General features: G+C 74.1%; 27 protein-coding genes. 13 read left to right on the forward strand and 14 right to left on the reverse strand.

The window, feature by feature from the left end; genetic code table 11:
* Window positions 1-10: 10 nt before the first annotated feature.
* Window positions 11-871, reverse strand: a complete 861-nt coding sequence (locus SXIN_RS26480) for a 3-hydroxybutyryl-CoA dehydrogenase (protein ID WP_019708830.1) — start codon at window positions 869-871, stop codon at window positions 11-13.
* Between the two features lie 186 nt (window positions 872-1,057).
* Between SXIN_RS26480 and SXIN_RS26485 the strand changes: the two genes are divergently transcribed.
* Window positions 1,058-2,308 carry a glycoside hydrolase family 10-like protein gene (locus tag SXIN_RS26485; protein ID WP_019708829.1) on the forward strand — a complete coding sequence of 417 codons (1,251 nt, stop codon included), beginning with the start codon at window positions 1,058-1,060 and terminating at the stop codon, window positions 2,306-2,308.
* Between the two features lie 184 nt (window positions 2,309-2,492).
* On the opposite strand, the gene SXIN_RS26490 is transcribed toward SXIN_RS26485, so the two are convergent.
* Together SXIN_RS26490 and SXIN_RS26495 are read right to left on the reverse strand one after the other, a co-directional pair.
* Window positions 2,493-2,696 carry a DUF1918 domain-containing protein gene (locus tag SXIN_RS26490; protein WP_019706995.1) on the reverse strand — a complete coding sequence of 68 codons (204 nt, stop codon included), beginning with the start codon at window positions 2,694-2,696 and terminating at the stop codon, window positions 2,493-2,495.
* Between the two features lie 117 nt (window positions 2,697-2,813).
* On the reverse strand, window positions 2,814-3,905 hold the full coding sequence (locus tag SXIN_RS26495) for a DMT family transporter (RefSeq protein ID WP_095757637.1): 1,092 nt from the start codon (window positions 3,903-3,905) through the stop codon (window positions 2,814-2,816).
* On the opposite strand from SXIN_RS26495, the gene SXIN_RS26500 reads away from it, so the two are divergent.
* The 3 genes from SXIN_RS26500 (at window position 3,904) to lepB (ending at window position 8,843) form a co-directional block, all read left to right on the forward strand.
* Window positions 3,904-5,397 carry an aminotransferase-like domain-containing protein gene (locus SXIN_RS26500; RefSeq protein WP_095757638.1) on the forward strand — a complete coding sequence of 498 codons (1,494 nt, stop codon included), beginning with the start codon at window positions 3,904-3,906 and terminating at the stop codon, window positions 5,395-5,397. The genes SXIN_RS26495 and SXIN_RS26500 overlap by 2 nt on opposite strands.
* A gap of 257 nt (window positions 5,398-5,654) precedes the next feature.
* Complete coding sequence (locus SXIN_RS26505; protein WP_019708828.1) at window positions 5,655-7,964, forward strand: SpoIIE family protein phosphatase; 2,310 nt, start codon at window positions 5,655-5,657, stop codon at window positions 7,962-7,964.
* 213 nt (window positions 7,965-8,177) lie between these two features.
* On the forward strand, window positions 8,178-8,843 hold the full coding sequence (gene lepB, locus SXIN_RS26510; RefSeq protein ID WP_019706595.1) for a signal peptidase I: 666 nt from the start codon (window positions 8,178-8,180) through the stop codon (window positions 8,841-8,843).
* A 36-nt stretch (window positions 8,844-8,879) separates the two neighbouring features.
* Here the strand turns inward: lepB and SXIN_RS26515 are convergent, their stop codons facing one another.
* From SXIN_RS26515 to SXIN_RS26525, 3 genes are all read right to left on the reverse strand, one after another.
* Window positions 8,880-10,145: an RNA polymerase sigma factor gene (locus SXIN_RS26515; protein WP_095757640.1), complete on the reverse strand. Its 1,266-nt coding sequence runs from the start codon at window positions 10,143-10,145 to the stop codon at window positions 8,880-8,882.
* Window positions 10,146-10,202: 57 nt separating this feature from the next.
* The gene (locus tag SXIN_RS26520; protein WP_019708826.1) at window positions 10,203-10,559 is read right to left on the reverse strand and encodes a YciI family protein; all 357 of its coding nucleotides are present in this window, start codon (window positions 10,557-10,559) and stop codon (window positions 10,203-10,205) included.
* Between the two features lie 173 nt (window positions 10,560-10,732).
* A complete protein-coding gene (locus SXIN_RS26525; protein ID WP_095757641.1) occupies window positions 10,733-11,530 on the reverse strand; it encodes a LysR substrate-binding domain-containing protein in 798 nt (265 codons plus the stop codon).
* Window positions 11,531-11,590: 60 nt separating this feature from the next.
* Here SXIN_RS26525 and SXIN_RS26530 point away from each other — a divergent pair, with 60 nt between their 5' ends.
* Entirely contained in the window at window positions 11,591-12,004 is a 414-nt protein-coding gene (locus tag SXIN_RS26530; RefSeq protein WP_039821216.1) for a DUF5997 family protein, read from the forward strand.
* Window positions 12,005-12,076: 72 nt separating this feature from the next.
* Here the strand turns inward: SXIN_RS26530 and SXIN_RS26535 are convergent, their stop codons facing one another.
* Window positions 12,077-13,015 carry a sigma-70 family RNA polymerase sigma factor gene (locus tag SXIN_RS26535; RefSeq protein ID WP_019708822.1) on the reverse strand — a complete coding sequence of 313 codons (939 nt, stop codon included), beginning with the start codon at window positions 13,013-13,015 and terminating at the stop codon, window positions 12,077-12,079.
* Between the two features lie 10 nt (window positions 13,016-13,025).
* Window positions 13,026-14,216 carry an NAD(P)/FAD-dependent oxidoreductase gene (locus SXIN_RS26540; protein ID WP_019708821.1) on the reverse strand — a complete coding sequence of 397 codons (1,191 nt, stop codon included), beginning with the start codon at window positions 14,214-14,216 and terminating at the stop codon, window positions 13,026-13,028.
* 338 nt (window positions 14,217-14,554) lie between these two features.
* Here SXIN_RS26540 and argC point away from each other — a divergent pair, with 338 nt between their 5' ends.
* The 5 genes from argC to SXIN_RS26565 all read left to right on the forward strand — a co-directional run bounded on the left by argC (window position 14,555) and on the right by SXIN_RS26565 (window position 19,502).
* Window positions 14,555-15,583 carry an N-acetyl-gamma-glutamyl-phosphate reductase gene (gene argC, locus SXIN_RS26545; protein ID WP_095757642.1) on the forward strand — a complete coding sequence of 343 codons (1,029 nt, stop codon included), beginning with the start codon at window positions 14,555-14,557 and terminating at the stop codon, window positions 15,581-15,583.
* Window positions 15,584-15,686: 103 nt separating this feature from the next.
* Window positions 15,687-16,847: a bifunctional glutamate N-acetyltransferase/amino-acid acetyltransferase ArgJ gene (argJ, locus tag SXIN_RS26550; RefSeq protein WP_019708818.1), complete on the forward strand. Its 1,161-nt coding sequence runs from the start codon at window positions 15,687-15,689 to the stop codon at window positions 16,845-16,847.
* Window positions 16,844-17,749: an acetylglutamate kinase gene (gene argB / locus SXIN_RS26555; RefSeq protein ID WP_019708817.1), complete on the forward strand. Its 906-nt coding sequence runs from the start codon at window positions 16,844-16,846 to the stop codon at window positions 17,747-17,749. Before argJ ends, argB begins: the two co-directional genes overlap by 4 nt.
* A complete protein-coding gene (locus tag SXIN_RS26560; RefSeq protein WP_019708816.1) occupies window positions 17,746-18,960 on the forward strand; it encodes an acetylornithine transaminase in 1,215 nt (404 codons plus the stop codon). The genes argB and SXIN_RS26560 overlap by 4 nt, the downstream gene beginning before the upstream one ends.
* Before the next feature lie 5 nt (window positions 18,961-18,965).
* Complete coding sequence (locus SXIN_RS26565) at window positions 18,966-19,502, forward strand: arginine repressor (protein ID WP_019708815.1); 537 nt, start codon at window positions 18,966-18,968, stop codon at window positions 19,500-19,502.
* Window positions 19,503-19,566: 64 nt separating this feature from the next.
* Here SXIN_RS26565 and SXIN_RS26570 read toward each other — a convergent pair whose 3' ends face one another.
* The gene (locus SXIN_RS26570; protein ID WP_019708814.1) at window positions 19,567-19,788 is read right to left on the reverse strand and encodes a DUF397 domain-containing protein; all 222 of its coding nucleotides are present in this window, start codon (window positions 19,786-19,788) and stop codon (window positions 19,567-19,569) included.
* A gap of 322 nt (window positions 19,789-20,110) precedes the next feature.
* Here SXIN_RS26570 and SXIN_RS26575 point away from each other — a divergent pair, with 322 nt between their 5' ends.
* Together SXIN_RS26575 and SXIN_RS26580 are read left to right on the forward strand one after the other, a co-directional pair.
* Window positions 20,111-20,308, forward strand: a complete 198-nt coding sequence (locus SXIN_RS26575) for a hypothetical protein (protein ID WP_019708813.1) — start codon at window positions 20,111-20,113, stop codon at window positions 20,306-20,308.
* A gap of 9 nt (window positions 20,309-20,317) precedes the next feature.
* Complete coding sequence (locus SXIN_RS26580; RefSeq protein WP_019708812.1) at window positions 20,318-20,722, forward strand: type II toxin-antitoxin system VapC family toxin; 405 nt, start codon at window positions 20,318-20,320, stop codon at window positions 20,720-20,722.
* A 177-nt stretch (window positions 20,723-20,899) separates the two neighbouring features.
* On the opposite strand, the gene SXIN_RS26585 is transcribed toward SXIN_RS26580, so the two are convergent.
* The 5 genes from SXIN_RS26585 to SXIN_RS31070 all read right to left on the reverse strand — a co-directional run bounded on the left by SXIN_RS26585 (window position 20,900) and on the right by SXIN_RS31070 (window position 24,608).
* Window positions 20,900-21,631 carry an FAD:protein FMN transferase gene (locus SXIN_RS26585; RefSeq protein WP_095757643.1) on the reverse strand — a complete coding sequence of 244 codons (732 nt, stop codon included), beginning with the start codon at window positions 21,629-21,631 and terminating at the stop codon, window positions 20,900-20,902.
* 31 nt (window positions 21,632-21,662) lie between these two features.
* Window positions 21,663-22,247, reverse strand: a complete 585-nt coding sequence (locus SXIN_RS26590) for an FMN-binding protein (protein ID WP_095757644.1) — start codon at window positions 22,245-22,247, stop codon at window positions 21,663-21,665.
* 31 nt (window positions 22,248-22,278) lie between these two features.
* On the reverse strand, window positions 22,279-23,679 hold the full coding sequence (locus tag SXIN_RS26595) for a ferredoxin reductase family protein (protein WP_420341097.1): 1,401 nt from the start codon (window positions 23,677-23,679) through the stop codon (window positions 22,279-22,281).
* A 279-nt stretch (window positions 23,680-23,958) separates the two neighbouring features.
* On the reverse strand, window positions 23,959-24,399 hold the full coding sequence (locus SXIN_RS26600) for a type II toxin-antitoxin system HicB family antitoxin (protein ID WP_157916345.1): 441 nt from the start codon (window positions 24,397-24,399) through the stop codon (window positions 23,959-23,961).
* Window positions 24,396-24,608 (reverse strand): type II toxin-antitoxin system HicA family toxin, encoded by a 213-nt coding sequence (locus SXIN_RS31070; protein WP_019708808.1) that lies wholly within the window; start codon window positions 24,606-24,608, stop codon window positions 24,396-24,398. Before SXIN_RS31070 ends, SXIN_RS26600 begins: the two co-directional genes overlap by 4 nt.
* A gap of 256 nt (window positions 24,609-24,864) precedes the next feature.
* Here SXIN_RS31070 and SXIN_RS26605 point away from each other — a divergent pair, with 256 nt between their 5' ends.
* A complete protein-coding gene (locus SXIN_RS26605; protein WP_019708807.1) occupies window positions 24,865-26,061 on the forward strand; it encodes an argininosuccinate synthase in 1,197 nt (398 codons plus the stop codon).
* The last annotated feature ends 111 nt before the right edge of the window (window positions 26,062-26,172 follow it).

The raw sequence follows: 26,172 nt of genomic DNA on the forward strand, positions 1-26,172 counted from the left end.
CCGTCTCCGTTCACGTGTACGGGTAGAACCCCGAGCCCGTCTTGCGGCCCAGGCGGCCGGCGTCGACCATGCGCTGGAGCAGCGGGGGAGCGGCGTACAGGGGCTCCTTGTATTCCTCGTACATCGAGTACGCGACCGAGGCGACGGTGTCCAGGCCGATGAGGTCGGCCAGTTTCAGCGGGCCCATCGGGTGGGCGCAGCCCATTTCCATGCCGTTGTCGATGTCCTCGCGGCTGGCGATGCCCGATTCGAACATCCGGATCGCGGAGAGCAGATACGGGATCAGCAGGGCGTTGACGACGAAGCCGGAGCGGTCCTGGGCGCGGATGGCGTGCTTGCCGAGGACGGCGGTCACGGCCTCCTCGGCGCGTTTGATCGTCTCGTCGCTGGTGGTCAGCGCGGGGATCAGCTCGACGAGGCGCTGCACCGGGGCGGGGTTGAAGAAGTGGACGCCGATGACCTGCTCGGGGCGGGAGGTGGCGACGGCCAGCCGGACCAGGGGGATGGAGGAGGTGTTGGAGGCGAGTATCGCGTCCGGCCGGGTCACGACCTGGTCGAGCACCTGGAAGATCTCGGTTTTGACCTGCTCGTTCTCCACGACGGCCTCGACGACGAGGTCGCGGTCGGCGAACTCGCCGAGGTCGGTGGTGAAGCTCAGCCGGTCCAGGGTGGCGTCCCGCTCCTCCTTGGTGATCTTGCCGCGGCCGACGGCCCGGTCCAGGGAGGAGGTGAGCCGGGTGCGGCCCAGTTCCAGGGCCTCGCCGGTGGTCTCGGCGACCATGACGCCGAGGCCGGCGCGGGCGCAGACCTCCGCGATCCCGGCGCCCATCTGTCCGCAGCCCACCACTCCGACGCGTTCGATTTCGGTCACATCGTGCCTTTCGCTGATCTTCCTCGGACGGGCGGCCTCCGGGGTCTCCGGTGGCGGGCCCGGCTCAGACGTTACCCGCCGCTCCGGTGTGGCGCGGTCGCCGGGGCGGAATGCTGGCCACGGGCGCCGTGCTGACACGGGGGCGAGCCGGAGAGAGGGCGTGGAGCGATGCGGAGCGGGGATCGGATGAGCCGGCGGCGGTTCGCCGCCGTGGCCGCGGGCAGCCTGCCCTTGCTGGTGTCGGGCGACGCCCTGGGCACGGAGGCCCGGTGGCGCGCGGAGGGCGCCGGGGGAAGCGGGGGCCGGGTGGTGCCGGAGACGCGGGGGATGTGGGTGGCGTCGGTGGCGAACCGGGACTGGCCGTCCCGTCCGGGCCTGCCCGCGGCCGATCAGCGGGCCGAGCTGGCGGCGGTGCTGGACCTGGCCGTGCGGCGGCGGCTCAACACCGTCGTCCTGCAGGTCCGGCCGACCGCCGACGCGCTGTGGCCGTCCCGGTACGAGCCGTGGTCCGAGTACCTCACCGGTGTCCAGGGCCGGGACCCGGGCTGGGATCCGCTGGGCTTCGCGGTCCGCGAGGCGCACCGCCGGGGGCTGGCGCTGCACGCCTGGTTCAACCCGTACCGGATCGCCAACCACGCCGATCCGGGGCGGCTGGCGGAGCGCCATCCCGCCCGCCGGAACCCGGGGTGGGTGGTGCGGTACGGCGGCAAGCTCTACTACAACCCGGGGCTGCCGGAGGTGCGGCGCTTCGTGCAGGACGCGATGCTCGACGCGGTGCGCCGCTACCCGGTCGACGCCGTGCACTGGGACGACTACTTCTACCCGTATCCGGTGGCGGGGGAGCGCTTCGACGACGACGCGGCCTACGCGGCGCACGGTGGCGGCTTCCCCGACCGGGCGGCCTGGCGGCGGGACAACACCGACCGGCTGGTGCGGGAGACGGCGGCCCGGATCCGGCGGCTCAGGCCGGGGACGCGGTTCGGCATCAGCCCGTTCGGGGTCTGGCGCAACCGGTCCTCGGACCCGGCCGGTTCCGACACCAACGCGGGGGTGCAGACCTACGACGACCTGTACGCCGACACCCGCGCGTGGGTCCGAAGGCGCTGGATCGACCATGTCGTCCCGCAGGTGTACTGGCACCTGGGCTTCGACGCGGCAGACTACGCCACGCTGGTGCGGTGGTGGGCCGGAACGGTCCGGGGGACGGGGGTCGGGCTGCACATCGGCGAGGCGCTCTACAAAGCCGGGGACCCGGCGCAGCCGGCGGCCTGGCAGGATCCGGCGGAGCTCTCCCGGCATCTGGCCTTCGCCCGGGACGTCCCGGAGGTGCGGGGGCATGTGTTCTTCTCGGCGCGGGAGGTGGGGGCCGACCGCATCGGCGCGATGAACCGGGTCGTCGACGACCATTATCCGGCGGCGGAGCCGCTGTGGCGCTGAGCCGCGCGCCCAGCCGTCCACTCGTCCATCGCGTCCGCCCGCCCGGGCGTCCGTCCTCCGTTCCGTCTGCGTCCCGGCGCCGCGCACGGCCGCGCCCCGGTACGCGGGCCGGCGGTGAGCCGTCCGCGTACCGGGGCGCCGGCGCTGTCACGCCCGGGCCGCGCCGGAGCGGCGCGGTTGCCGTCTAGGCCGGTTCGGTGCCGCGCCGTTCGTGCTGTACGACGCTGTCCGGGCCGGGCGACATCAGCGCCTCGCGCCCGTCGTCGAACCGCACGCGGTACGGAGGTTCGCCGTGTGTCCCCAGGACTTCCACGATCTGTGCGGTCCGGTCGTGCTGCCCGACGCTTCTGCCGTGCATCACCAGCGTGTCGCCCACTTTGGCTTCCATCTGCGGTCCTCCCTGTTCGCGAGGGCGATGGCATCGCGATTTCCGCGGGTTCCCTCCGAGTCTAGGACCGGACGGGTCCGATGGCCCCTGCACGGTCCTGCGCCGGCCGGACGGGCCTCAACCGGAGCGGCCGGCCGCCCCGCGGCGGCCCACGGCGTGCGGTTTCCGCGCGGACGGGGCCGCGGGCGGGGCCGGGGGCGGCCCGTCCGCCCGCTGGGTGACGGCGATGCAGACGAGGACGGCGGCCGCGGTGAGCGGCGCCGCGGGGTCGAGTTCCTCGCCGAGCAGCAGCACCGCCCAGACCAGCGTCAGCAGCGGCTGGGCGAGCTGGAACTGGCCGGCCCGGGCGATGCCGATGACGCCCATGCCCCGGTACCAGACGACCAGTCCCAGGAACTGCGAGCCGACCCCCAGCCAGAGGAGTCCGGCCACGGCGTGTCCGGTGAGGACCGCCGGCTCCCGTGCCGACGCGACCGCCAGCCACGGCACCGTCAGCGGAAGGCAGGCGACCAGCGCCCAGGCCGTCACCTGCCAGCCGGGCATCACCCGGGCGAGCCGTCCGCCCTCCGTGTAGCCCGCGGCGCAGACCAGCAGCCCGGCGGCGAGGTAGGCGTCGCCCGTGCCGAGCGCGCCGCCGCCGCGGGTGAGGGCGAAGAGGCAGACGGCCGCCGCCCCGGCGAGGGCGGCGGCCCAGAACAGCCGGGAGTGCCGGCCGCGGGTGCGCACGGCCGCGAACACCGCGGTGGTCAGCGGCAGCAGCCCGACGACCACGGCGGCGTGCGAGGCCGTCGAGGTGCGCAGGGCGAGTGTGGTGAACAGGGGGAAGCCGAGGACGACACCGGCGGCGACGGTCAGCAGGCCGGGCCAGTGGCGGCGCTCCGGCGCCGGCACGCGCAAAGCCGCGAGGCAGCCGCCCGCGATCAGTCCGGCGAGCACGCCGCGGGCGGCGGTGACCGTCCACGGGCCGAACCCCTCCAGGGCCCAGACGGTGCCCGGGAAGGTGAGGGAGAAGGCGGCGACACCGAGGACGGCGAGGGCGGTGCCGACGGCGGTGGAGTCGCGCACGGACCGGCCGGAGGCGCGGGTGGTGGTCCGGGCGGGGGAGTGTCCCGGCGCGGGTCCGGAGCCCGGTCCGGAGGGCGGGCCGGCGGGGCGGCCGTCCCGGAGCGCTATCCCCGGCGTCTCGGTAGCGCTATCGTTGTCTCTCATGCATGAGCGTAGCAGTGTCGGTGAACTGGCGGAAACGCTCCGCTCCGAGGTCAGGCGCTACTCTCCGGGAGAGAAACTGCCGTCGAGCCGGGCCCTCGTGGAGCGGTACCGGGTGAGTCCGGTGACCGTCTCGCGGGCCCTCTCCGCGCTCGTCGCCGAAGGGCTGGTCGTCACCCGTCCCGGCGCGGGTGCCTTCCGGGCCCGGCCGGCCGCGGCCGCGTCGCGTCCCGCCGACACCTCCTGGCAGGAGGTGGCCCTGAGCGCCGAACCGGCCGGCAGCGCCCCCGGGGAGCCGCTGCCCCGGGCGGTGGACGCCTCCGGGCTGCTGGCCACCCTGGCCGCTCCTCCGTCCGGCGTCATCGAGTTCAACGGCGGCTATCCGCACCCCTCGCTCCAGCCCGAACGCGCGCTCGCCGCCGCCGTCTCCCGCGCCGGCCGGCGCCCCGGCGCCTGGGGGCGGCCGCCGATGGAGGGCCTGCCCGAGCTGCGCGAGTGGTTCGCCCGGGAGATCGGCGGGCCCGGCGGTGCGCTCACGCCGTCCGACGTGCTGATCGCGGCGGGCGGGCAGAGCGCGCTCACCACCGCGCTCCGGGCGCTCGCGCCGCCCGGTGCCGCGGTCCTGGTGGAGTCGCCCACGTACCCGGGGCTCCTGGCGGTCGCCCGGGCCGCCGGGCTGCGGCCCGTCCCGGTGCCGGTCGACACCGGGGGCGTCCGGACGGGGCTGCTCGCCGACGCCTTCCGGGCCACCGGCGCCCGGGTCTTCGTCTGCCAGCCGCTCTTCCAGAACCCGACCGGCGCGGTGCTCGCCCCCGACCGCCGGGCCGGTGTGCTGCGGGCGGCGCGGGAGGCCGGTGCGTTCGTCGTCGAGGACGACTACGCCCGCGGTCTCGCCCACGAGGACGCCGGGCCGCTGCCACCGCCGCTGGCCGCCGACGACCCGGACGGTGTCGTCGTCCACATCCGCTCCCTCACCAAGATCACCTCGCCGAGCCTGCGGGTCGCCGCCCTCGCGGCCCGGGGGCCGGTGATGCGGCGGCTGCGCGCCATCCAGGTCGTCGACAGCTTCTTCGTGCCGCGCCCGCTCCAGGAGACGGCGCTGGAACTCGTCGGCTCGCCCGCCTGGCGCCGTCATCTCCGCGGCGTCGGGGCCGCGCTCCGGGGCCGGCGGGAGGCGCTGGCCACCGCGCTGGCGCGGGAACTCCCGGAGGCCCGGCCGGTGCTGCTGCCCTCGGGCGGCGGCCATCTGTGGCTGCGGCTGGAGCAGGGGCTGGACGACGAGACGGTGGCCGCGGAGGCCTTCCGGGCCGGTGTCGCCGTGGCCCCGGGGCGGCCCTACTTCGCGGCCGAGCCGCCCGCCGCGCACCTCCGGGTCGCGTACGCCGCGGTGGCGGGCACCGGGGAGATCGCCGAGGGGGCCCGGCGGCTGCGGACGGCCTTCGACAGCGCGCGGGCGGCGGGCGGCGTCGATGCCGCGGCCGCGTTCTCCGGCTGATGGCCCACCGGCGGCCGGTCGCCGGTGGGCCATCAGCCCGCCGTCCCGCTGAGCAGGCGCCCCGTCCCGCGAGCGAGCCCGGCCCGGCACTCCGCCCGGGTGCGTTCCGGCGGCCGCCCGTGGCGCCGGAGCGGCGGGTGCCGGAGGGCCGTCGGCGACCCGCCGCGAAAACCGGGGACATCCTTGATGCGATTCCGGCCATTGTGGCGGACCATGGACCGTGGGACCGGGGTGCGACGGAAGGCAAGGGGGCGCGTGTGACCGTGGAGCCGGAACTGGTGCCCTCGCCGGTCGATCCCTCCTGGGCCGGTGTGGTGATCGGCCTGCTGAGCCGCACCAGCGCGTCCGGCCTGCTCACCCTGGCCAAGGAGGCCGCCCTCGCGGCCGTCGGCTCGCGGGCCGGCGCCGTCTACATCCGGCAGGACGACGGCCGGCTGCGGCTGGCCACCACCACCGGCTACGGCGAGTACATCGTGGAGCGCTACGGCTCCGTGGACGCCGACGCCGATCTGCCCGTCGCGGAGGCCGCCCGGGAGCGCCGCCTGGTGTGGCGGCCCACCCGCGAGTACAGCGGGCTGGGCAGCGACGCCGCCCGCTTCCCGAGCCCCAGCGCCTACGCCTCGGTGCCGCTCATGCTGGAGGACCGCTGCCTGGCCGTCCTCTCCCTCCAGTTGGACCGCCGCGAACCCCTCTCCGAGAGCGAGGACCGCACCCTCAGCCTGATCGCCGCGGTCGCCGCCCAGCGGCTGGAGTACCTCCTCTCCCGGGAGACCAAGGTGCTCACGGCGGGTGTCCCCCGCCTCGACCAGGCCGTGCGGCTGGTGGAGAGCCGCACCCGGGCCGCGCGCCTCGAACTGGCCATGGCCAGCGCGGACATCGGCGCCTTCGACTGGGACTTCGCCTCCGGCCGGCTGGTCTGGGACGAGCGGACCTGCCGGCTGTTCGGCGTGGAGTCCGACACCTTCGACGAGCGGATCGACACCTTCTACGCCCACATCCACCCCGAGGACCGGGCCGCCGTCCACGCGGCGGCCCGCACCAGCATGCGGACCGGCTTCTACTCGGCCCTCTACCGGATCATCCGGCCGGACGGGGTGGTCCGCTGGATCGACGCCAAGGCGAGCGTCGTCAGGGACGCGGAGGGCAACCCGCAGGGCATGGTCGGGGTCGCCCAGGACCGTACCGAGGAGCGCGAGCACGAGGAACGCCGCCATGCCCGGCGGGAGTTCGTCCTCAATCTGACGGCGGCCTTCGGCGCGGCGCTCTCCACCCAGGACGTCGTGGACACCATGACCGGCACGGTGCTGCCCGCCCTCGACGCGAAGGCGCTGGCCATTCATCTCGTCCAGGACGGCGATGTGGTGCTGGCCGGTGCCGCGGGCTACCCCGAGGAGGTCCTGCGGCGGCTGGGGGAGAGCAGCATGGGACAGGCCGACAGCCCCATGTCCGCCGCCCTGCGCGCCGGCAGCCCGCTCTTCTTCGAGTCCCGGGAGGAGTTCCTGGCGGCCTTCCCGGACGAGAGCTTCCGCCCCGCGATCCGGCACCACGCCTGGGCGCTGCTGCCGCTCACCACCGCCGACGGCACGGTCGGCACCTGCATCCTCTCCTACGCCGACCCCCGGGTCTTCACGCCGGACGACCAGATCGTGACCACCGCCATCGCCGGCATCCTGGCGCAGTCCCTGGCCCGCGCCCGCCTCTTCGACCAGCGCCGGCAGGCGATGACGGAGCTCCAGCGGGTGATGCTGCCCCGCAGCCTCCCCCGGCTGCCGGGCGTGGAGGTCGCCGTCCGCTACCAGCCCGGCTCCGAAGGGCTGGACGTCGGCGGCGACTGGTACGACGTCGTCCGGCTCCCCGGCGGCAAGGTCGGGCTGATGATCGGCGACGTCCAGGGACACAGCGCGCAGGCCGCCGCCGTGATGGGCCAGCTCCGCACGGCGCTGCTCGCCTACGCCGACGACGGACACGGCCCGGCCGACCTGATGGCCTGCGGCAACCGCATGCTCTGCGGACTGGACACCGAGCTCTTCGCCACCTGCTGCATCGTGGAGCTCGACCCGGCCACCGGCGCCCTGCGGATGGCACGCGCCGGGCACCCCTACCCCCTGCTGCTGGAGGCCGACGGCACCGTACGGGAACTCGACGGCCCCGGCGGTCTGCCGCTGGCCTGCCAGCTCGACGACGAGTACCCGGTGGTGACCGCCGAGCTGCCGCGCGGCGCGACCCTGCTGCTCTACACCGACGGCCTCGTGGAGAGCCGGGAGCACAGCTACGACGAGGGGGTGGCCGAACTGGTGCGCTCCCTCTCCCTCTGGTCCGCCGGCGCCGGCCGGGAGAGCGACGGAGCCCCCGGGAGCGACCGGGGCCCGGACGGCGAGAGGGCCGGACCGCAGACCCGGGCCGCGCGGAACGGGGGCCCCGCACGCAACGGCCCCGCGCGGGGCGCTCCGTCCGGAGCCCGGGACCGGACGGACCTGGACGTGCTGGCCGACCGGATAGCGGCCCCGGCGGCGGGCCGCACGGCCCAGGACGACATCGCCGTCCTCCTGGTCCGCCGCACGGACTGACCCGCGGCGCGGGCGGTGCGGCGCCGGCACGCCGGCGCGGGCGGGGCGGTGGCCCCGCGGGCACCGGACCCGCCGTGCGGCCCGCCGGGGCCGGTGCCTAGTCTCATCCGCACGCGGCACGTCTGCACGGCACCGCCTGCACACGCCGGCACGAAGACGGCGGCACCCACGACCGGCACACGACGACACGACGACACGACGGAGAACAGCACTGTGCGCGACGCGGAAGGAAGACCCGGCCGGAAGCTGGCGATCGCCGCCCTGGCCCTGATCGTGGCCGGCCTCGGCACCCTGGTGGCGGGTGTGGCCTGGCTCCGCGCCGACTACATCACCACCACCATGCCCAGCGACCACATGGCCCCGACCCACCGGCGCGGCGATCTGATCGTGGCGGAGCGCACCGACGGCTCCGGGGTGCGCGCCGGCGACGTCGTCCTCTTCGAGGAGAAGCGGTGGTTCCCCGGCGGGCAGCTGACGATGCAGCGGGTCATCGCCACCGGCGGCGACCGGGTGTCCTGCTGCGAGGGGGACACGGTCTCGGTGAACGGCGAGCCGCTCGACGAGCCGTACGTCCTGGGCGACGACCCGGTCGGTGTGCCGGACCGGACCTACGACGTGAAGGTCCCCGAGGGCCGGCTGTTCGTCCTCGGCGACTACCGGGCCAATTCGGCGGACTCCCGCTTCCACCTCTCCGAGCGGTCGGGCACGGTCGCGGCGGGCACGGTGCGCGGCCGGGTCCTCGACGACGGCCCGTCCGCGCTGCTGTGGCCGGCCGGCGTCGCGGTGCTCGGGGCGCTGATGACGTCCGCCGGTCTCGTCCTCGGGATGACCTCGTGGATCGTGCGGCGCCGCGCCAGGATGGTGCCGCCGCCCCGGTGAGCGCCCGATGCCCGGCCCGCGGGCGCCGGCGGCGGTTCAGCCTTCCGGCGCGGGGCCGGAGGGCGAGGGCGCGGCCCGCGCCAGGAGCAGTTCCCGCTCCCGGGCGTTGCGGGTGAGCGAGGCCGCGCGCCGGAACTCCGCGCGCGCCTCCTCGTCCCGGCCCACGCGGGCCAGCAGATCCCCGCGGACGCTCGGCAGCAGGTGGTAGCCCCGGAGGACCGGTTCGGCCGCCAGGGCGTCGACGAGGCGCAGCCCGGCCTCCGGGCCCTCCGCCATCGAGACGGCGACCGCCCGGTTCAGTTCGACCACCGGGGAGGGGGTCAGCTCCAGCAGCCGCCCGTACAGTGCGGCGATCGCCGCCCAGTCGGTGTCCTCGTAGCGGACCGCCCGCGCGTGGCAGGCGGCGATCGCGGCCTGGACGGAGTACGGGCCGCGGCCCGCCCGGAGCAGGGCCTCGGCGCCGCGGAGGATCAGCATCCGGTTCCACCGCGAGCGGTCCTGGTCGGCGAGCAGCACCGGCTCGCCGCCGGGACCCGTACGGGCCGCGATGCGGGAGGCCTGGAACTCCAGCAGCGCCAGCAGGCCGTGCACCTCGGGTTCCCCGGGCATCAGGTTCGCCAGGACGCGGGCGAGGCGGAGCGCGTCCTCGCACAGCCCGGGACGGCACAGGTCGTCACCGGCCGTGGCCGCGTACCCCTCGTTGAAGACCAGGTAGATGACCTCCAGCACCGACGAGAGGCGGGCCTCCCGGTCGGCCCCGCCAGGGACTTCGAACGGGACGCCGGCCTTGGCGAGCGTGCGTTTGGCGCGGACCACGCGCTGGGCGACCGCCGGTTCGGAGACCAGGAAGGCGCGGGCGATCTCATCGGTGGTCAGGCCGCCCAGCAGGCGCAGCGTCAGGGCGGCCCGGGCCTCCCGGGACAGCACGGGATGGCAGGCGGTGAAGATCAGGCGCAGCAGGTCGTCGTCGATGTCGTCCGGGTCGCCGAGGTCCTCCGGGCCGGGCGGGGGCACGTCCTCCAGGGACCGCCCGACCTCGGCGAGCTTGCGCGCGTAGGTCTCCCGGCGGCGCACGAGGTCGATCGCGCGGTGCCGGGCGGTGGCCATGAGCCAGGCGCCCGGCTTCTCCGGGACGCCCGACTCCGGCCACTGCTCCAGCGCGGCGACCAGCGCGTCCTGCGCGAGTTCCTCGGCGATGCCCACGTCCCGCACGATGCGGGCGACACCGGCGGTGATCCGCGCGGACTCGATCCTGAACACCGCTTCGACCGTCTCGGCCGTGCTCCCTGCCGTCACAGCCACCCATCAGAGCAGTCGCGGGGAGGCGGGAGCAAACGGGGCCGGATCACCGCCGGGCGGTCAGCCCTCGGCGATCTCGCGGACCTCGGCGGTGATGGTCCAGTACTCCTCGTGGGTCCGCAGGAACCGCTTGGTCCATTCCAGGGCCTCGGCCTTGTCCTTGGCCTGGATGATGGAGTAGCCGCCGATGACCTCCTTGCTCTCGGTGAACGGCCCGTCGGTGCAGCTGATCTTCCCGCCGGCCCAGGTCACCCGGGTGCCCTCGGAGGTCGGGGTGAGCCCGGCCGTGTCGAGCATGACCCCGGCCTTGGTGATCTCCTCGAACAGGGCGCCCATGCGCTCCTGCAGCTCGGGGCTGGGGCCCTCGGCGGGGGCGTTCTTCTCGTCGATGCGGATCAGTGTCAGGAAACGCGGCACGGCGGCTGCTCCTCTCGGAAGGGCGGGGCCTCTCCCCGCCTCTCATCCTGACGTCGAACGGGAGACGGCCGGATCGACACCTCGCCGGATCTTTTTTCGCGGAGATGTTCCGGTGGTCCGAAGGGGGCCGGCCCGGCGGCGGGACGGCGGCGGCGGGGGGCGTCCCGCCGGGGCTACGAGCGGCGGCGCGGCCGGCCGCGCTTGCCGCCCCTGGCCCCGCCGGAACCGCCCCGCGGGTTCTTCCCCGCCGTTTTCCCGGCCGTCTTTCCGGCCGGCTTGCGGGCCGTCTTCCCGGCCGCGGGTGCCCGCCGCGTCCCGCGCTGGTCGCCGGCGCGCTCGTCCTTCCGCTGTGCCGGTGCCGGGCGGCCCCGGGTGCTGTTGACGGTCCGGCCGCGGACGATCCCGATGAAGTGCTCCACGAGGTCCGTGGTGGCGTCCTCCCGCCACGACAGCGCGACGCGCGACTGGGGGGCGTCGGAGACCGGCCGGTAGGTGAGGTCCCTGCGGTGGTGGAGACGGGCCAGGGACTGCGGGACGACGAGGACGCCCACGCCCGCGGCCACCAGTTCGACGGCGTCCGCCGTGGTGGCGGGGCGCTCCTTCGCGGGCCGGCCCGGGAGGGCCTCCCAGACGAGGGTGTCGTCGAGGGGAGACAGCACGATCTCGTCGGCGAGATCCCCGGCGGTCACCTCGTCGGCGGCCGTCACGACGTGGTCCCTCGGGACCACCACCACGGTCGTCTCGGTGTAGAGGGGGATCGCGCTGAGGTCCGTCCGGTCGGCCGGCAGCCGCAGGAAACCGGCGTCGGCGCCGCCGTCCCGCAGGACGCCGGCCGCTTCGGCGGCGGTCACGGGGAGCAGGCTCAGCGGGACCGCGGGCAGCCGCTCCCGCCAGATGCGCACCCACTTGGCCGGTGTCACGCCCGGGACGTACGCGAGCCGGAACGCGGGGGAGTCCTCCGAGCCTGTCACGCGGGCCAGGCTACCGGGTCGTGGTCGGGGGCACCGCCCGCGCTCGTTACCCTGGGCATCATGACGTCGCACTCGAACACCCAGACCATGAAGCCCGCGACCGCGGCGAAGAAGCTGGGTGTGTACCTCCAGGCCACCCCCGCCGAGTTCCAGGAGGGCGTCGTCACGCGCGGTGAACTGAACGCGCTGCAGGCCGACCCGCCGGAGTGGCTGCGGGACCTGCGGCGCGACGGCCCGCATCCCCGGCCGGTGGTCGCGGCGAAGCTGGGCGTGTCCATCTCGGGTCTCGCCCGCGGCGGCGTCACGGAAGCACTGACGACGGAACAGATCGACGCGCTGAAGCGGGACGAACCCGGGTGGCTGCGGCAGGAACGCGCCACGCAGGCCGAGGTGCGCAAGGAAGCGGCGCGCCTGAAGGACCTCAGGGAGAAGAACGCGGCGCGGGACGCCGAGCCGGGCCGCGCGCGTTCCTGACCCCGCCACCGGACACCGTCCGGCCCCCGGCCGGTCCGGCCCGGGCTTCGCGGTGCTTTCCGGTGGCCGCGGTCACCAGGCGTCGATGACCGGAGCCCCGGGCTCGTGCTGCCGCCAGGCCTCGTTGAGGCGCGCGAGCCGGTCCGCGGCGGCGATGCCGTGCAGGGACGCGACCCTGCCGTCGCCGACGTCGAACACCACGGCGCCCACTACCCGTTCGCCGACCACGGCGAGGACCGCCGGGGAGCCGTTGACCAGCGCGATGTGCATCGCGGGCGAGCCGCCGGCCAGCCGCCGCTTCGCCGGCGTGGGCTTGAAGCCGGCCCGCACGAAGGAGGCGACCCGCTCGGGCGTCTCGTACCGCAGCAGCCTCCGGCCCAGCCCGGCGCCGTCCGAGACCGCCGTCGCGTCGTCGGTGAGCAGCGCCACCAGCCGTTCGGTGCGCCCCGAGGTGGCAGCGGCGAGGAACTCCTCGACGACGCGGCGCGCGGACGCGGGATCGGTCTCGCCGCCCCGGCGGCGCTCGGCGGCGATCCGGCCCCGGGCCCGGTGGGCGTGCTGCTGGCTCGCGGACTCGGTGATGCCGAGGATCCCGGCGATCTCGGCGTGGCGGTACGAGAAGGCCTCACGCAGGACGTAGACGGCCCGCTCGACCGGCGAGAGGCGCTCCAGGAGGGTCAGGACGGCCAAGGACACCGATTCGCGCTGTTCGAAGGTGTCGGCCGGGCCGAGCATCGGGTCGCCCTCCAGGAGCGGCTCGGGCAGCGTCGCACCGGCCGCCCGCTCGTGGCGCGCCTGCGCCGAGCGGAGCCGGTCGAGGCAGAGGTTGGTGAGGACCTTGGTCAGCCACGCCTCCGGCACCTCGATCCGTTCGCGGTCCGCGGCCTGCCAGCGCAGGAACGTGTCTTGCACGGCGTCCTCGGCGTCGGCGGCCGAGCCGAGCAGACGGTACGCGAGCGAGGCCAGCCGGTCCCGGCCGGCCTCGAACCGCTCGACGGCCGCGCTGTCCATGGGGACCAACCTAGGCGGCGGCACTCACACCGGCCCGGTCGGGTGCGGTGGCCAGACGGTGCTTGCGCTTCGGCATGCCGAAGGTCGGGTGGGCGATGCCCCAGCCGGCCCCTGTGAGCACGCCCGCCTTGAGCCGCGCGGCGGTTCTGCCGCCCAGGTACCAGGACTTCGCCCGGGCGTCCCCGTCCACCACCTGGAAGATCGCGTCCCGCCGCCCGAGGCTGATGTGGTTGCCGTGGTACTTCAGCCCGGTGGCCGGCACCTCGCCGCCCGTCAGGCGCGCGACGATCGCGGCCGTCGCCTGCATGTTGGTGAGGCCGGCCGTGGCGCAGGACATCGGCAGCGGCCGGCCGTTGTCGCCGATCGCGCAGACGGAGTCGCCGGCGGCGTAGACGTCCGGGTGCGAGACCGAGCGCATGGTGCGGTCGACGACGATCCGGCCGCTCTCGGTGGTCTCCAGGCCGGCGGCGGCCGCGATGGGGTGCACGGTGAACCCGGCCGACCACACGGTCACGTCGGCCGGGACGGACGTACCGCCGGCGGTGATCGCCCGTCCCGGCTCGACGGCTTCGATGCGGGTGTGCTCGTGGACGGTGATGCCGAGCCGGTCGAAGGCACGGCGCAGGTGGCGGCGGGCCTTCGGGGAGAGCCAGTCGCCCGGCTCGCCGCGGGCGGCGAGCGCGACCGAGAGGCCGGGCCGGGACTCGGCGATCTCGGTGGCGGTCTCGATGCCGGTCAGCCCCTCGCCGACGACGAGTACGGTGCCGCCCTCGCCCAGGCCGGCCAGGCGCTCGCGCAGACGCAGCGCCGAGGACCGGCCGCACACGTCGTAGGCGTACTCGGCCACGCCGGGGACGCCGTGGTCGGCTGCGGAGCTGCCGAGCGCGTAGAGCAGCGTGTCGTACGCCAGTTCGCCGTCGCCGTCCTCGCCGGTCACGGCGACGGTCCTGCGCTCGGGGTCGAGGCCGGTGACGCGCGCCAGACGCAGCCGCACCCCGGTGCCGGCGAACACGTCGGCGAGCTTGCGGGATGCCACGTCCCGGCCGGCCGCGAGCTGGTGGAGCCGCATCCGCTCAACGAAGTCGGGCACGGCGTTGACGACGGTGATCCCGGTGTCGGCGGGGGAGAGCCGGCGGGCCAGGCTTCCGGCGGCGAAGGCCCCGGCATATCCGGCGCCGAGGACGACGATGCGGTGCTTCATGGGGATGCTCCTGTCTCGTTCGCGTGCCCCCTGAACGAGACGGCGCCCCGATTGCTGACAAGGAGCGGATGTGACCTGAGTCACCGATCTGGGGTGGGCGGCCGGCTTTCCGGCGGAGGCCCGGGCCCGTCCCGGGCGGCCGGAAACGAGCCATGGCCGGCCGCGGATCGGGGCCGTCGGTTCCCGGCCGACGTCGGCGTCGCACGGGGCCGGCTCCGACGCCCAAAGGTGCCAACTCAAGCGCTGGACGCCGGATCGGCCGCCTGGGCGGTCGCTGCCCCCTTCTTGCATAAAACTGCGGGCGTTCGTATAGTCATGCTGTCTAGCGGAGGAGTGACATGGTGACGCGTGTGGCAGTGGCGGGAGCGAGCGGGTACGCGGGCGGTGAAGTGCTGCGCCTGCTGCTCGGGCACCCCGGGGTGGAGATCGGCGCCCTCACCGCGAACTCCAGCACGGGCCGGCGGCTCGGCGAGCTCCAGCCGCATCTGCTGCCACTCGCCGACCGGGTGCTGGAACCGACCACCACCGAGGTCCTCACCGGGCACGACGTGGTGTTCCTCGCCCTGCCGCACGGGCAGTCCGCCGCCGTCGCCGAAGAGCTGGGCGAGGAGGTGCTCGTCGTCGACTGCGGTGCGGACTTCCGGCTGCGGGAGGCCGCCGCCTGGGAGAGGTTCTACGGCACCCCGCACGCCGGCACCTGGCCCTACGGCCTCCCCGAACTCCCCGGCGCCCGCGACGCGCTGCGCGGCGCCCGGCGGATCGCCGTCCCCGGCTGCTACCCGACGGCCGTGTCGCTCGCCCTCGCCCCGGCCCACGCCGCCGGGCTCGTCGAGCCCGAGGCCGTGATCGTCGCCGCGAGCGGCACCTCCGGCGGCGGCAAGGCGCTCAAGCCGCATCTGCTCGGCAGCGAGGTCATGGGCTCGATGAGCCCGTACGGCGTCGGCGGCGTGCACCGGCACACCCCGGAGATCGTCCAGAACCTCTCCGCCGCGGCCGGGGAGCCGGTCACGGTCTCCTTCACGCCGACCCTCGCCCCCATGCCGCGCGGCATCCTCGCCACCTGCACGGCGAAGGCCAGGCCCGGCGTCACGGCGGACGCGCTGCGCGAGACGTACGAGAAGGCCACCGCCGGTGAACCCTTCTGCCATCTCCTTCCCGAGGGGCGGTGGCCCTCCACGGCCGCCGTCCTCGGCTCCAACGCCGTCCAGCTCCAGACGGCCCTGGACGAGGAGGCCGGCCGCGTCCTCGTCATCGCCGCCGTCGACAACCTCACCAAGGGCACCGCCGGCGGCGCGGTGCAGAGCATGAACATCGCCCTCGGCCTCCCCGAGGAGACGGGCCTGTCCGCGGTCGGGATCGCCCCGTGAACGGCGCGCACACGGCGGCGCCCGCGACGGCGGGAGCGGCCACGGCGACGGTGACGGCGGCAGCGGCCGGCGGGGACACGACCACGGAAGAGACGGAGACGCAGTGAGCGTGACGGCAGCCAAGGGCTTCACGGCGGCGGGGATCGCCGCCGGCATCAAGGAGAGCGGGGACCCGGACCTGGCGCTGGTCGTCAACCGCGGGCCGCGCCTGGCCGCCGCGGGCGTCTTCACCTCCAACCGCGTCAAGGCCGCGCCCGTCATCTGGTCGGAGCAGGTCGTCAAGGGCGGCCAGGTCTCGGCCGTGATCCTCAACTCCGGCGGCGCCAACGCCTGCACCGGCCCGCTCGGCTTCCAGGACACCCACAAGACCGCCGAGAAGACCGCCGAGGCGCTGGGCGAGGAGTTCAGCCCCGGCGAGGTGGCCGTCTGCTCCACCGGCCTCATCGGCATCCGCCTGCCGATGGACCAGCTGCTGCCGGGCATCGGCACGGCCTTCGCCCAGCTCTCCGCGCACGGCGGCGAGAAGGCCGCCCTCGCCATCAAGACCACCGACTCCGTCCACAAGACCGCCGTCGTGGAGAGCCCGGCCGGCTGGACCGTCGGCGGCATGGCCAAGGGCGCCGGCATGCTCGCCCCCGGCCTCGCCACCATGCTCGTCGTCCTCACCACCGACGCCGACGTGGCGCAGCCCGAGCTCGACAAGGCCCTGCGCGCCGCCACCCGCACCACCTTCGACCGGATCGACTCCGACGGCTGCATGTCCACCAACGACACCGTGCTGCTGCTGGCCTCCGGCGCCTCCGGGGTGGCGCCCGGCTACGAGGAGTTCGCCGAGGCCGTCCGCGCCGTCTGCGACGACCTCGCCCGGCAGCTCATCGGCGACGCCGAGGGCGCCTCCAAGGACATCCGCATCGAGGTCGTGAACGCCGCGAGTGAGGACGACGCCGTCGAGGTCGGCCGCTCCATCGCCCGGAACAACCTCCTCAAGTGCGCCCTGCACGGCGAGGACCCCAACTGGGGCCGGGTGCTCTCCGCGATCGGCACCACCTCCGCCGTCTTCGAACCGGACCGGCTGAACGTCGCCATCAACGGCGTCTGGGTGTGCAAGAACGGTTCCGTGGGCGAGGACCGCGACCTGGTCGACATGCGCTACCGCGAGATCCGGATCACCGCCGACCTGGCCGCCGGCCAGGAGTCGGCCGTCATCTGGACCAACGACCTGACCGCCGAGTACGTCCACGAGAACAGCGCCTACTCCTCATGAGCACCACGCGGAAGCACACCGCCCTCCCCAAAGCGCAGATCCTCATCGAGGCGCTGCCCTGGCTGACCCGCCACCACGGCAAGACCGTCGTCATCAAGTTCGGCGGCAACGCCATGGTCGACGAGGAACTCAAGGCCGCCTTCGCCCAGGACGTGGTCTTCCTCCGGCACGCCGGCCTCAAGCCCGTCGTCGTGCACGGCGGCGGCCCGCAGATCACCGCGCACCTGGACAAGCTCGGCCTGGTCTCCGAGTTCAAGGCCGGGCTGCGCGTCACCACCCCCGAGGCGATGGACGTCGTCCGGATGGTCCTCGCCGGCCAGGTGCAGCGCGACCTGGTCGGGCTGCTCAACCGGCACGGCCCGCTCGCCGTCGGCATGACCGGCGAGGACGCCCACACCATGACCGCCGTCAAGCGCTACGCCGAGATCGACGGCGAGAGCGTGGACATCGGCCGGGTCGGCGACATCACCGGCGTGGAGGTGGGAGCCGTGCAGGCGCTGCTGGACGACGGGCGCATCCCCGTCGTCTCCTCCATCGCCCGCAGCGCGGACGACCAGCACGTCTACAACGTCAACGCCGACACCGCCGCCGCCGCGCTGGCCGCCGCCCTCGGCGCCGAGACGCTGATGGTGCTCACCGACGTCGAGGGTCTCTACGAGGACTGGCCGAACAGCGACGAGGTGATCAGCAAGCTCACCGCCACCGAGCTGGAGAAGCTGCTGCCCGACCTGGCCAGCGGCATGGTCCCCAAGATGGAGGGCTGCCTGCACGCCGTGCGGAACGGCGTCAACACCGCGCGCGTCATCGACGGCCGCGTGCAGCACTCGATCCTGCTGGAGATCTTCACGGACGAAGGCATCGGCACGATGGTCGTGCCCGACGCGCAGGGGGAGACGGCATGAGCGACGCGAACGGCAACCAGGAGCTCACGCAGCGCTGGCAGCAGGCGCTGATGGACAACTACGGCACCCCCCGCCTGCCGCTGGTGAGCGGCGAGGGCGCCCGGGTCCGGGACGCCGACGGCCGCGAGTACCTCGACTTCGTCAGCGGCATCGCCGTCAACGCCCTCGGGCACGCCCACCCCGCCGTCGTCCGCGCCGTCTCCGGCCAGATCGCCACCCTCGGCCACGTCTCCAACCTCTTCGTCGCCGAGCCGCCCGTCGAACTCGCCGAACGGCTCCTCCAGCTCCTCGGCCGCCCCGGAAAGGTCTTCTTCTCCAACTCCGGCGCGGAGGCCGTCGAGGCCGCGTTCAAGATCGGGCGGCGCACCGGCCGGAGCCACATGGTCGCCACGGAAGGCGGCTTCCACGGCCGCACCCTGGGCGCCCTCGCCCTCACCGGGCAGCCCGGCAAACGCGACCCCTTCCTGCCGCTGCCCGGCGAGGTGACCCATGTGCCGTACGGGGACGCGGACGCGCTCCGGGCCGCCGTGACCACCGACACCGCCCTTGTGATCGTCGAGCCGGTCCAGGGCGAGAACGGCGCCGTCGTCCCGCCCGCCGGATACCTCGCCGCGGCACGGGAGATCACCCGGGCCACCGGCACCCTGCTCGTCATCGACGAGGTGCAGACGGGCATCGGCCGCACCGGCCACTGGTTCGAGCACCAGGCACAGGGCGTCGAGCCGGATGTCGTCACCCTCGCCAAGGGGCTCGGCGGCGGGCTGCCCATCGGCGCGACCGTCGCCTTCGGCGAGGCCGCGGAGCTGCTGGCGCCCGGCCACCACGGCTCGACCTTCGGCGGCAACCCCGTCTGCTGCGCCGCCGCGCTCGCCGTCCTCGACACCATCGCCGCCGAGGACATCCTCGACCGGGTCAAGCGCACGGGGGAGCGGCTGCGCGACGGGATCGAGGGCCTGGGCCACCCCCTGGTCGCACACGTGCGCGGTGTTGGGCTGCTGCTGGGTATCGTGCTCACCGAACCCGTGGCCGCCCGCGTCCAGCAGGCGGCTCAGGAGGCCGGGCTCCTGGTGAACGCCGTCGCCCCCGGCGTCGTCCGGCTCGTCCCCCCGCTGATCATCGGCGATGACGAGGTGGACGCGCTGCTCGGAGCCCTGCCGGCGGTCCTGGACGAGGCCGCGGGGGACGGGGAAGACCGACGATCCGGAGACTGACCACCATGAGCCAGGCGCAGGACACCGAGCACGGCGGGCCGGCCGTACCCCAGACCCGCACGGCCCGCCACCGGCGGATCGTCGACATCCTCAACCGCCGGGCGGTGCGCTCCCAGAGCCAGCTCGCCCGGCTCCTCGCCGACGACGGGCTGAACGTCACCCAGGCGACGCTCTCCCGCGACCTCGACGAACTGGGCGCGGTGAAGATCCGCAGCGCGGGCGGTGAACTGATCTACGCGGTGCCGTCGGAGGGCGGCTTCCGCACCCCGCAGGCACCGCTCGGGGAGTCGGTGAAGGAGCAGCGGATGGCCCGGCTGGCCGGTGAACTCCTCATCTCCGCCGAGGCCTCGGCGAACCTGGTCGTGCTGCGCACCCCGCCGGGTGCCGCGCAGTTCCTGGCCTCGGCCATCGACCAGGCCGAGGTCCACGACATCCTCGGCACCATCGCGGGCGACGACACCCTGCTGCTGATCAGCCGCGACCCGGCGGGCGGCCAGGCCCTCGCGGACCACCTCCTGCGGCTGGCCCAGCGGGCGCGCTAGCCCGCCGGCCGTTCTCAACACCGGGTCGAACGCCGGGAGTCGGGATGCTGGCGCCCGGGCGCCGTCACAACAGGTCGAACTCGCCCGCCCGGATGTCGGCGATGAACGCGGTCCACTCGTCGGCGCGCAGCAGCAGGGCCGGCCCGGAGGGGTCCTCGGAATCCCGCACGGCCACGGTCTCCCGCTCGAACCGGGCGACTTCGACGCAGTTGTCCCTCCCGCCGCTGTAGGAGGAGACGGTCCAGCGCAGGGGCAGAGCCGAGGCATCGGGGACGTACGTGCTCATAGGCGTGTGGTGCCCGCTTCCCTGGCCGTGGCGGGGAATCCGCGCGGTGACACGGCCCACGGCCGGATCCGGTCGCAGGGCCCGCCCGCGCGGACCCCTCGCGCTCACTGTCCCTTGGAGGCTACCCGCGTCCCGGCCCCACCAGAACGCCCCGGCCCGCGCCCGTTTCCGTACCCGCGTGATCCTTCCGCTCGTGGACGCCCGCCGGGCCGTGACGGCCGGCCGTCACGGTATGGGGGCACGCGAGAGGAGGCCCCGGCGGAAGGAAGCGCCCGTATCATGATGCGTGGCAGGCAGTGAGCGGCGTCAGGAGGTCCACACCATGAGCGCAGCGGAAACCGAGCGTCCGATCTATCCGCCGGTCCGGCCGCGACTGTCGGTCGAGGAACTGCTGGCCGCGAAGAACACGCAGCCGATCACTGGCCTGGAGGACTTGGAGGCGGACACCTTCGAGTCCGACGAGGAGCTGGAGGAGTTCCTGGCCTTCACCTATGCCGAGCGCCGGCGCGACATCGCCTGAGCCGCCGACGTGCAACCTGTCATTCTCGACACCGACGTCGCTTCCCTCACCCACAAGGGCAAGCTCACCGGACCGCTGGCCACCCGGCTCATCGGCCGCAAGCCGCTGATCACCTTCGTGACCTACGGCGAGCTGACCCAATGGAGCGAGATCCGTGACTGGGGCAGTCTCCGACGCCAAGAACTCGCCGACTGGCTCTCCGGCGTCCCCGTTGTGCCCGGTGACGAAGCCGTGGCCGCGACCTGGGGCAAGCTCTCCGCCGCCGGCAGGAAGGCGGGGAGACCACAGCCGGTCAACGACATGTGGATCGCCGCCTGCTGTCTCACTCATGACCTGCCGCTCGCGACGTTGAACCTCAAGGACTACGAGTACTTCAGGGACAAGCACGACCTGCGCGTCCTTGGTGAGGGATAGCCCGGCCCGGGTCCCCGTCGGCGGAGCCTGTTCCCGCCGGGGTGCCCGGCGTCCGACGGCTGTGGTGGACCGCAGTGTCAGCGCGAAAGCGCGGATGCGGGTGTCCCGCGTGACTGTTCGGTCGGCCGTGCGGCGGGTGCGGTGGCGGCCGGGACGGTCCGTCGAAAGCCGTGCGGGTCAGCCGGCCGTGAACTTGTCGAAGCCCGTCGTGCTCCAGGTGCCGCCGTCCGCCGTCACCGCGAACGCCTCCACGTCCTCCAGCGCCTCCAGCCAGTCCCGTGCCGAGCGGCCCCGCGCGAAGGCCGCCGTGGCCCAGGCGTCCGCCGCCGTCAGACCCTCCGCCAGCACCGTGACGGAGGCCAGGCCGTGCCGGGGCGGGGAGCCCGTGCGCGGGTCCAGGACGTGGCAGCCGCGTTCGGCCGTGCCGCTGGTGGCCACGGCCAGCCGGCCCTCGCCCTCCACGACGGCGGCGAGCCGGCCCGGGCGCAGCGGGTCGCTGATCCCGGTGCGCCAGGGCCGCCCGGGGCCGGCGCGGCCGCACAGCTGGATGTCGCCGCCGCCGTTCACGCAGCTGTCGGCGGCCCCGGCCTCGGCCAGCCGCTGAGAGGCCTTCTCCACCGCCCAGCCCTTGACCAGCCCGGTCGGGTCGAGCCCGCCGGCGTACCGGGTGCTGAACCAGCCGTCGCTCATCTCCTCCGCGCCCTCGCAGAGCAGCAGGACCTCCGCGATCAGCGGATCGCAGTCACCGGCCGACAGCTCGCCGCGCGCCAGCCGGCTGAGTTCGCTCTCCTCCCGGTACGGGGAGAACAGCTCGTCCACCCGGTGCAGCCAGGCCACCGCGTCCTCGACCGCGGGCCCGGCCTCGTGCGCCCGCGGGCCCCGGACGTCGAGGGAGAAGACCGTGCCCATGGCCTCCTCGACCCGGCGGAACCGGGGAGGTTCAGCCACCGGCCCGGTCCAGGGCGCTCTGCAGGGACTTCTTGTAGCCCTCGCTGGTGAAGGTGGCGCCGGAGACGGTGTCGATCTCCGCGCTCTGCGCCTGCACCGCCTTCTTGCCGAGCTCCGGCACGGCCCGGGCGGTGATCGACTCGGTCTGCGGGTTGCCGGACGGGGCCTGGGCGGCGTCGGCCGCGGTGATCTTCCCGCCGGTGAGGGTGATCCGGGCCTGGACGGGCCCGTACTCGGTCTTGACCAGGTCGCCGGTGACGGTGCGGGGCGCTTCCTGGGCCGGTGCCCCGTTCCCGCCCGCGTCCCCGTCCCCGCCCTGGCCGTCGCCGGGGGCCGCGGCCTCGCCCCCGCCCGCCGGCGCGCCGCCCGCCGGGTCCCCGGCCGGCGCGCCCGGGGAGGGCGCACCCGCTCCGCCCGACCCGGGCGCTGCCGGCGCTCCGGCGGCCGGCGGCTGCGCGACGGAGGTCCGCTCGGCCTCCCACGGCGCGTACGGCATCTTCAGGGCCAGGAGCAGGACGACACCGGAGACGGTGGCGGCGCTGCCCAGGACGACGCGGCGTATCGGGTGCTTCCTCATGGGTTCTGCTCCGGCTCGCTCTCGCTGTGGCTCACAGCTCGAAGGACTCGTGGTGGATGCGGCGGGCCGGGACCCCGGCCTCGCGCAGGATGGCCTGGAACTCCTCGGCGAGGCCGGGAGGTCCGCACAGGTAGACGTCGTGCTTGGCGATGTCGGGGAGGACGCGGGCCATGCCCTCCGCGGTGATCTGCGGCCGGGTGCCGTCGGGTTCGTTGACGGCGGAGAACAGCTTCGCCTGCCGCCGCGCGGCGATGACGCGCAGTTCGTCCCAGAGCACCAGGTCCTCCTTGCGGCGGGCCCGGTACAGCAGCGTCAGGTCCCCGGGGGCGGCGGGGATCGTCTCGAACAGCGCCCGCATCGGGGTGATCCCGGCCCCGCCCGCGATCAGCAGGACCTTGGTGCCGCGCCGCCCCTCCTCGCCGCGGGGCCGCTGCCGGCGGGCGGCGGTGAGCGCGCCGTACGGGCCCTCGGCCCAGACCCGGGTGCCGGCGGGGAGGGCGGCCAGGGCGGCGCTGTGGCCGCCCGCCGCCTTGACGGTGATGCGGAGCCGGTCGTCGCGCGGCGTCGCCGACAGGGAGTACGGGTTGGAGGTCCAGCGGAGCCCCGGGGCGAGGAACCGCCAGCGGAAGAACTGCCCCGCCTCGGCGTTCATCCCGTCCAGGTCCCGCCCCGACATGATGACGGAGGTGACGCCCGCGCCCTCCTCCACCACCGACTCCACCCGCAGCCGGTGGCGCAGGTTGAGCCGGACGGGGGTGATGATCCGGTACCAGAGCATGAGCGCGGTCACCGTGCCGTACAGCGCGTACCAGGCGGTCTGCGCCGCCGGGACGGCGAGGAACTCGGTGCCGGTGGAGAGCTGGTGCCAGAAGGCGAGGAACACGGCGGCGTAGGTCAGCAGGTGCAGGTAGTACCAGAGCTCGTACGGCAGCGTCCGCCGCGCGGCGCCGGCCGAGATGAGGCCGATCACCACCAGCAGCACGGTGCCGATGGCGGCCTCGATCATGTCGGGGAAGTCGAGGACGACGGTGAGGAACTGGTCGACGAGGCCGGTGCCGGCCTGCTCCGCGTAGCCCCACACGATCAGCCCGGTGTGTGCCACGATCAGGCTGATCGTGTAGCGGCCCGCCATCGCGTGCCAGCGGGCCACCCGGTCGGAGCCGATCCGCCGCTCCAGGACCGGCACCCGGGCCATGAGCAGCACCACCACGGCCGTGGAGTAGCCGGCCAGCAGCCCGGTGATCCGCCCGGCGCCGGTGATCCAGTCGGTGGTCGCCGAGACGACCGGGGTGTTGTACCACCACAGGCCCAGCACGGCGAGGGCGCCCGCCCACAGCGCGCCCAGCACGGGCAGGGCGCCGGAACTGCGCGGCCGCATCCGCACCTCGGCCCGCCGCCGCGCGGCGCGCCCCACGTCCGCGATCGTCTGGATCCTCGTCTGAGCCGCCGGCGCACCGGTCGCCGACGGTGGTGCCGTCGGCTGCCTCGTCGATGTCTCAGTGGTGATGCTCACGGTCCTGCCTCCCCGCTGCGCCCGGCTACCGGCAGTAGCCCCCGGCCTTCTCCCACCAGTACGGAGGAGAACCGCCGGATGCTCAGCGCGGGGGCGAAACGGGCCGTGGCACGGCCGCACACTCCTCCGGCGGGGGTCGTGGCCGTCGGGTGCCGCGCCCTCGTTCCCAGGAGGCGCCCTGTCACGGGGAGCGCTCCGTCAGCCCCCGACTCTCTTCTTCGCGCGCCGGGCGCTCCCCGTGCGCCTCGTTCCGTGGGCGGTGGCGTCCGCACCGAGAAGTTGTGACACCCGCTGGAAGGACAACCCCATGACGCGGCCGGCGTCCCGCTGGCTCAGATCCCGGGTGAGGACCTCGGCCGCGCGGCGCATGGCACGGCGCTCCACCTCGGCGGCTTCCGCGGCGGCCTGCTTGGCGCGCTCCGCTTGTTCCAGCGCCTGCCGCGCCTCTTTCGGCAGTTCGGTCTCGACGGAGACCTCGATGTCGCCCGGCTCGGCGCCGATCATGACGGCGATGGCCTCCCGCGCGGCTCCCTCCGCCTTGTCGAGCCGCTTGGTCTGGCTGAAGACGCCTGGCAGAGAGGGCACTTCGAGTGCCCACCAGTCGCCCGCCCGGCGTGCGGTCACACGGTAGGTCTTCATCGCCACCACTTCTCTCCGAGTTCCGTTTCCAGCGCCTTGCAGATGCTCTCTGCCGTGATCTCGTTGATCTCCTTGTGCTTCGGGATGGTCACCGGGGTCGCGCCGCACGTCCACACCTGGTGACTGCCTTTCTGCCGACGCATCTCGAAGGGGACGTCCTTGGCCTTCGCTGCTTTTCTGACCCTGGCGACCAGGGTCTTGTACTTCACGAGTGTATGTCTAGTGTTGCTAGAACTCACAAGTCTAAAGCCCCTAGACTTGTTCACTCGAAAGGGTGTGCTGGCCGAGTGACGCGGCACGGAGCGCCGCGCGCGTGCTGGAGCGGGTGCTGGCGGACGGCCGCTGACCTGCCCCGCGGCGGCAGCCCGGGGCGGTGCCGTGCCACCCCCCCCGGAGCGCGTTGACGAAACATACGGTCCAGTGCATACTTATACCTGTCAGCGCATGCATCGTAAGGAGAATCCCGTGACCGAGCGCGTCGTACTCGCCTACTCGGGCGGCCTTGACACCTCCGTCGCCATCGGCTGGATCGCCGAGGAGACGGGCGCCGAGGTCATCGCCGTCGCCGTGGACGTCGGCCAGGGCGGTGAGGACCTGGACGTCATCCGCAAGCGTGCGCTGGCGTGCGGCGCCGTCGAGGCGGAGGTCGCGGACGCCAAGGAGGAGTTCGCCGACGAGTACTGCCTCCCGGCGATCAAGGCCAACGCCCTCTACATGGACCGCTACCCGCTGGTCTCCGCCCTCTCCCGGCCCACCATCGTCAAGCACCTGGTCGCGGCCGCGAGGAAGCACGGCGCCGGCGTCGTCGCCCACGGCTGCACCGGCAAGGGCAACGACCAGGTCCGCTTCGAGGCCGGCATCTCCTCCCTCGCCCCCGAGCTCACCTGCATCGCCCCGGTCCGGGACTACGCCATGACCCGGGACAAGGCCATCGCCTTCTGCGAGGACAAGAACCTCCCGATCGCCACCACCAAGAAGTCGCCGTACTCCATCGACCAGAACGTCTTCGGGCGGGCCGTCGAGACCGGCTTCCTGGAGGACATCTGGAACGGGCCGATTGAGGACGTCTACGAGTACACCTCCAACCCGGCCGACCCGCGCGAGGCCGACGAGGTGATCATCACCTTCAAGCAGGGCGTCCCGGTCGCCATCGACGGCAAGCCCGTCACCGTCCTCCAGGCCATCCAGCAGCTCAACGAGCGCGCCGGGGCCCAGGGCGTCGGCCGGATCGACATGGTCGAGGACCGGCTCGTGGGCATCAAGTCCCGGGAGATCTACGAGGCCCCCGGCGCCATCGCGCTGATCACGGCCCACCAGGAGCTGGAGAACGTCACCGTCGAGCGCGAACTGGCCCGCTACAAGCGGCAGGTCGAGCAGCGCTGGAGCGAGCTGGTCTACGACGGCCTGTGGTTCTCCCCGCTCAAGCGCGCCCTGGACGGCTTCGTCAACGAGGCCAACGAGCACGTCTCCGGTGACATCCGGATGACCCTGCACGGCGGCCGGGCCGTCGTCACCGGCCGGCGCTCGGAGTCCTCGCTCTACGACTTCAACCTCGCCACCTACGACACCGGCGACACCTTCGACCAGTCGCTCTCCAAGGGCTTCATCGAGCTCTTCGGGATGAGCTCGAAGATCGCCGCCAAGCGGGACCTCGCGCAGTAAGCGGCTCCCCGCGGACCGGTACGGTCCCGTACCGTACGCACAGCAGGACACCACCGCCTCCGCGCCCCGCACCGGGTCGCGGAGGCGGCCCGTATCACCGGCATGACCGGG

Source organism: Streptomyces xinghaiensis S187, assembly GCF_000220705.2.
GTDB classification, from domain to species: domain Bacteria; phylum Actinomycetota; class Actinomycetes; order Streptomycetales; family Streptomycetaceae; genus Streptomyces; species Streptomyces xinghaiensis.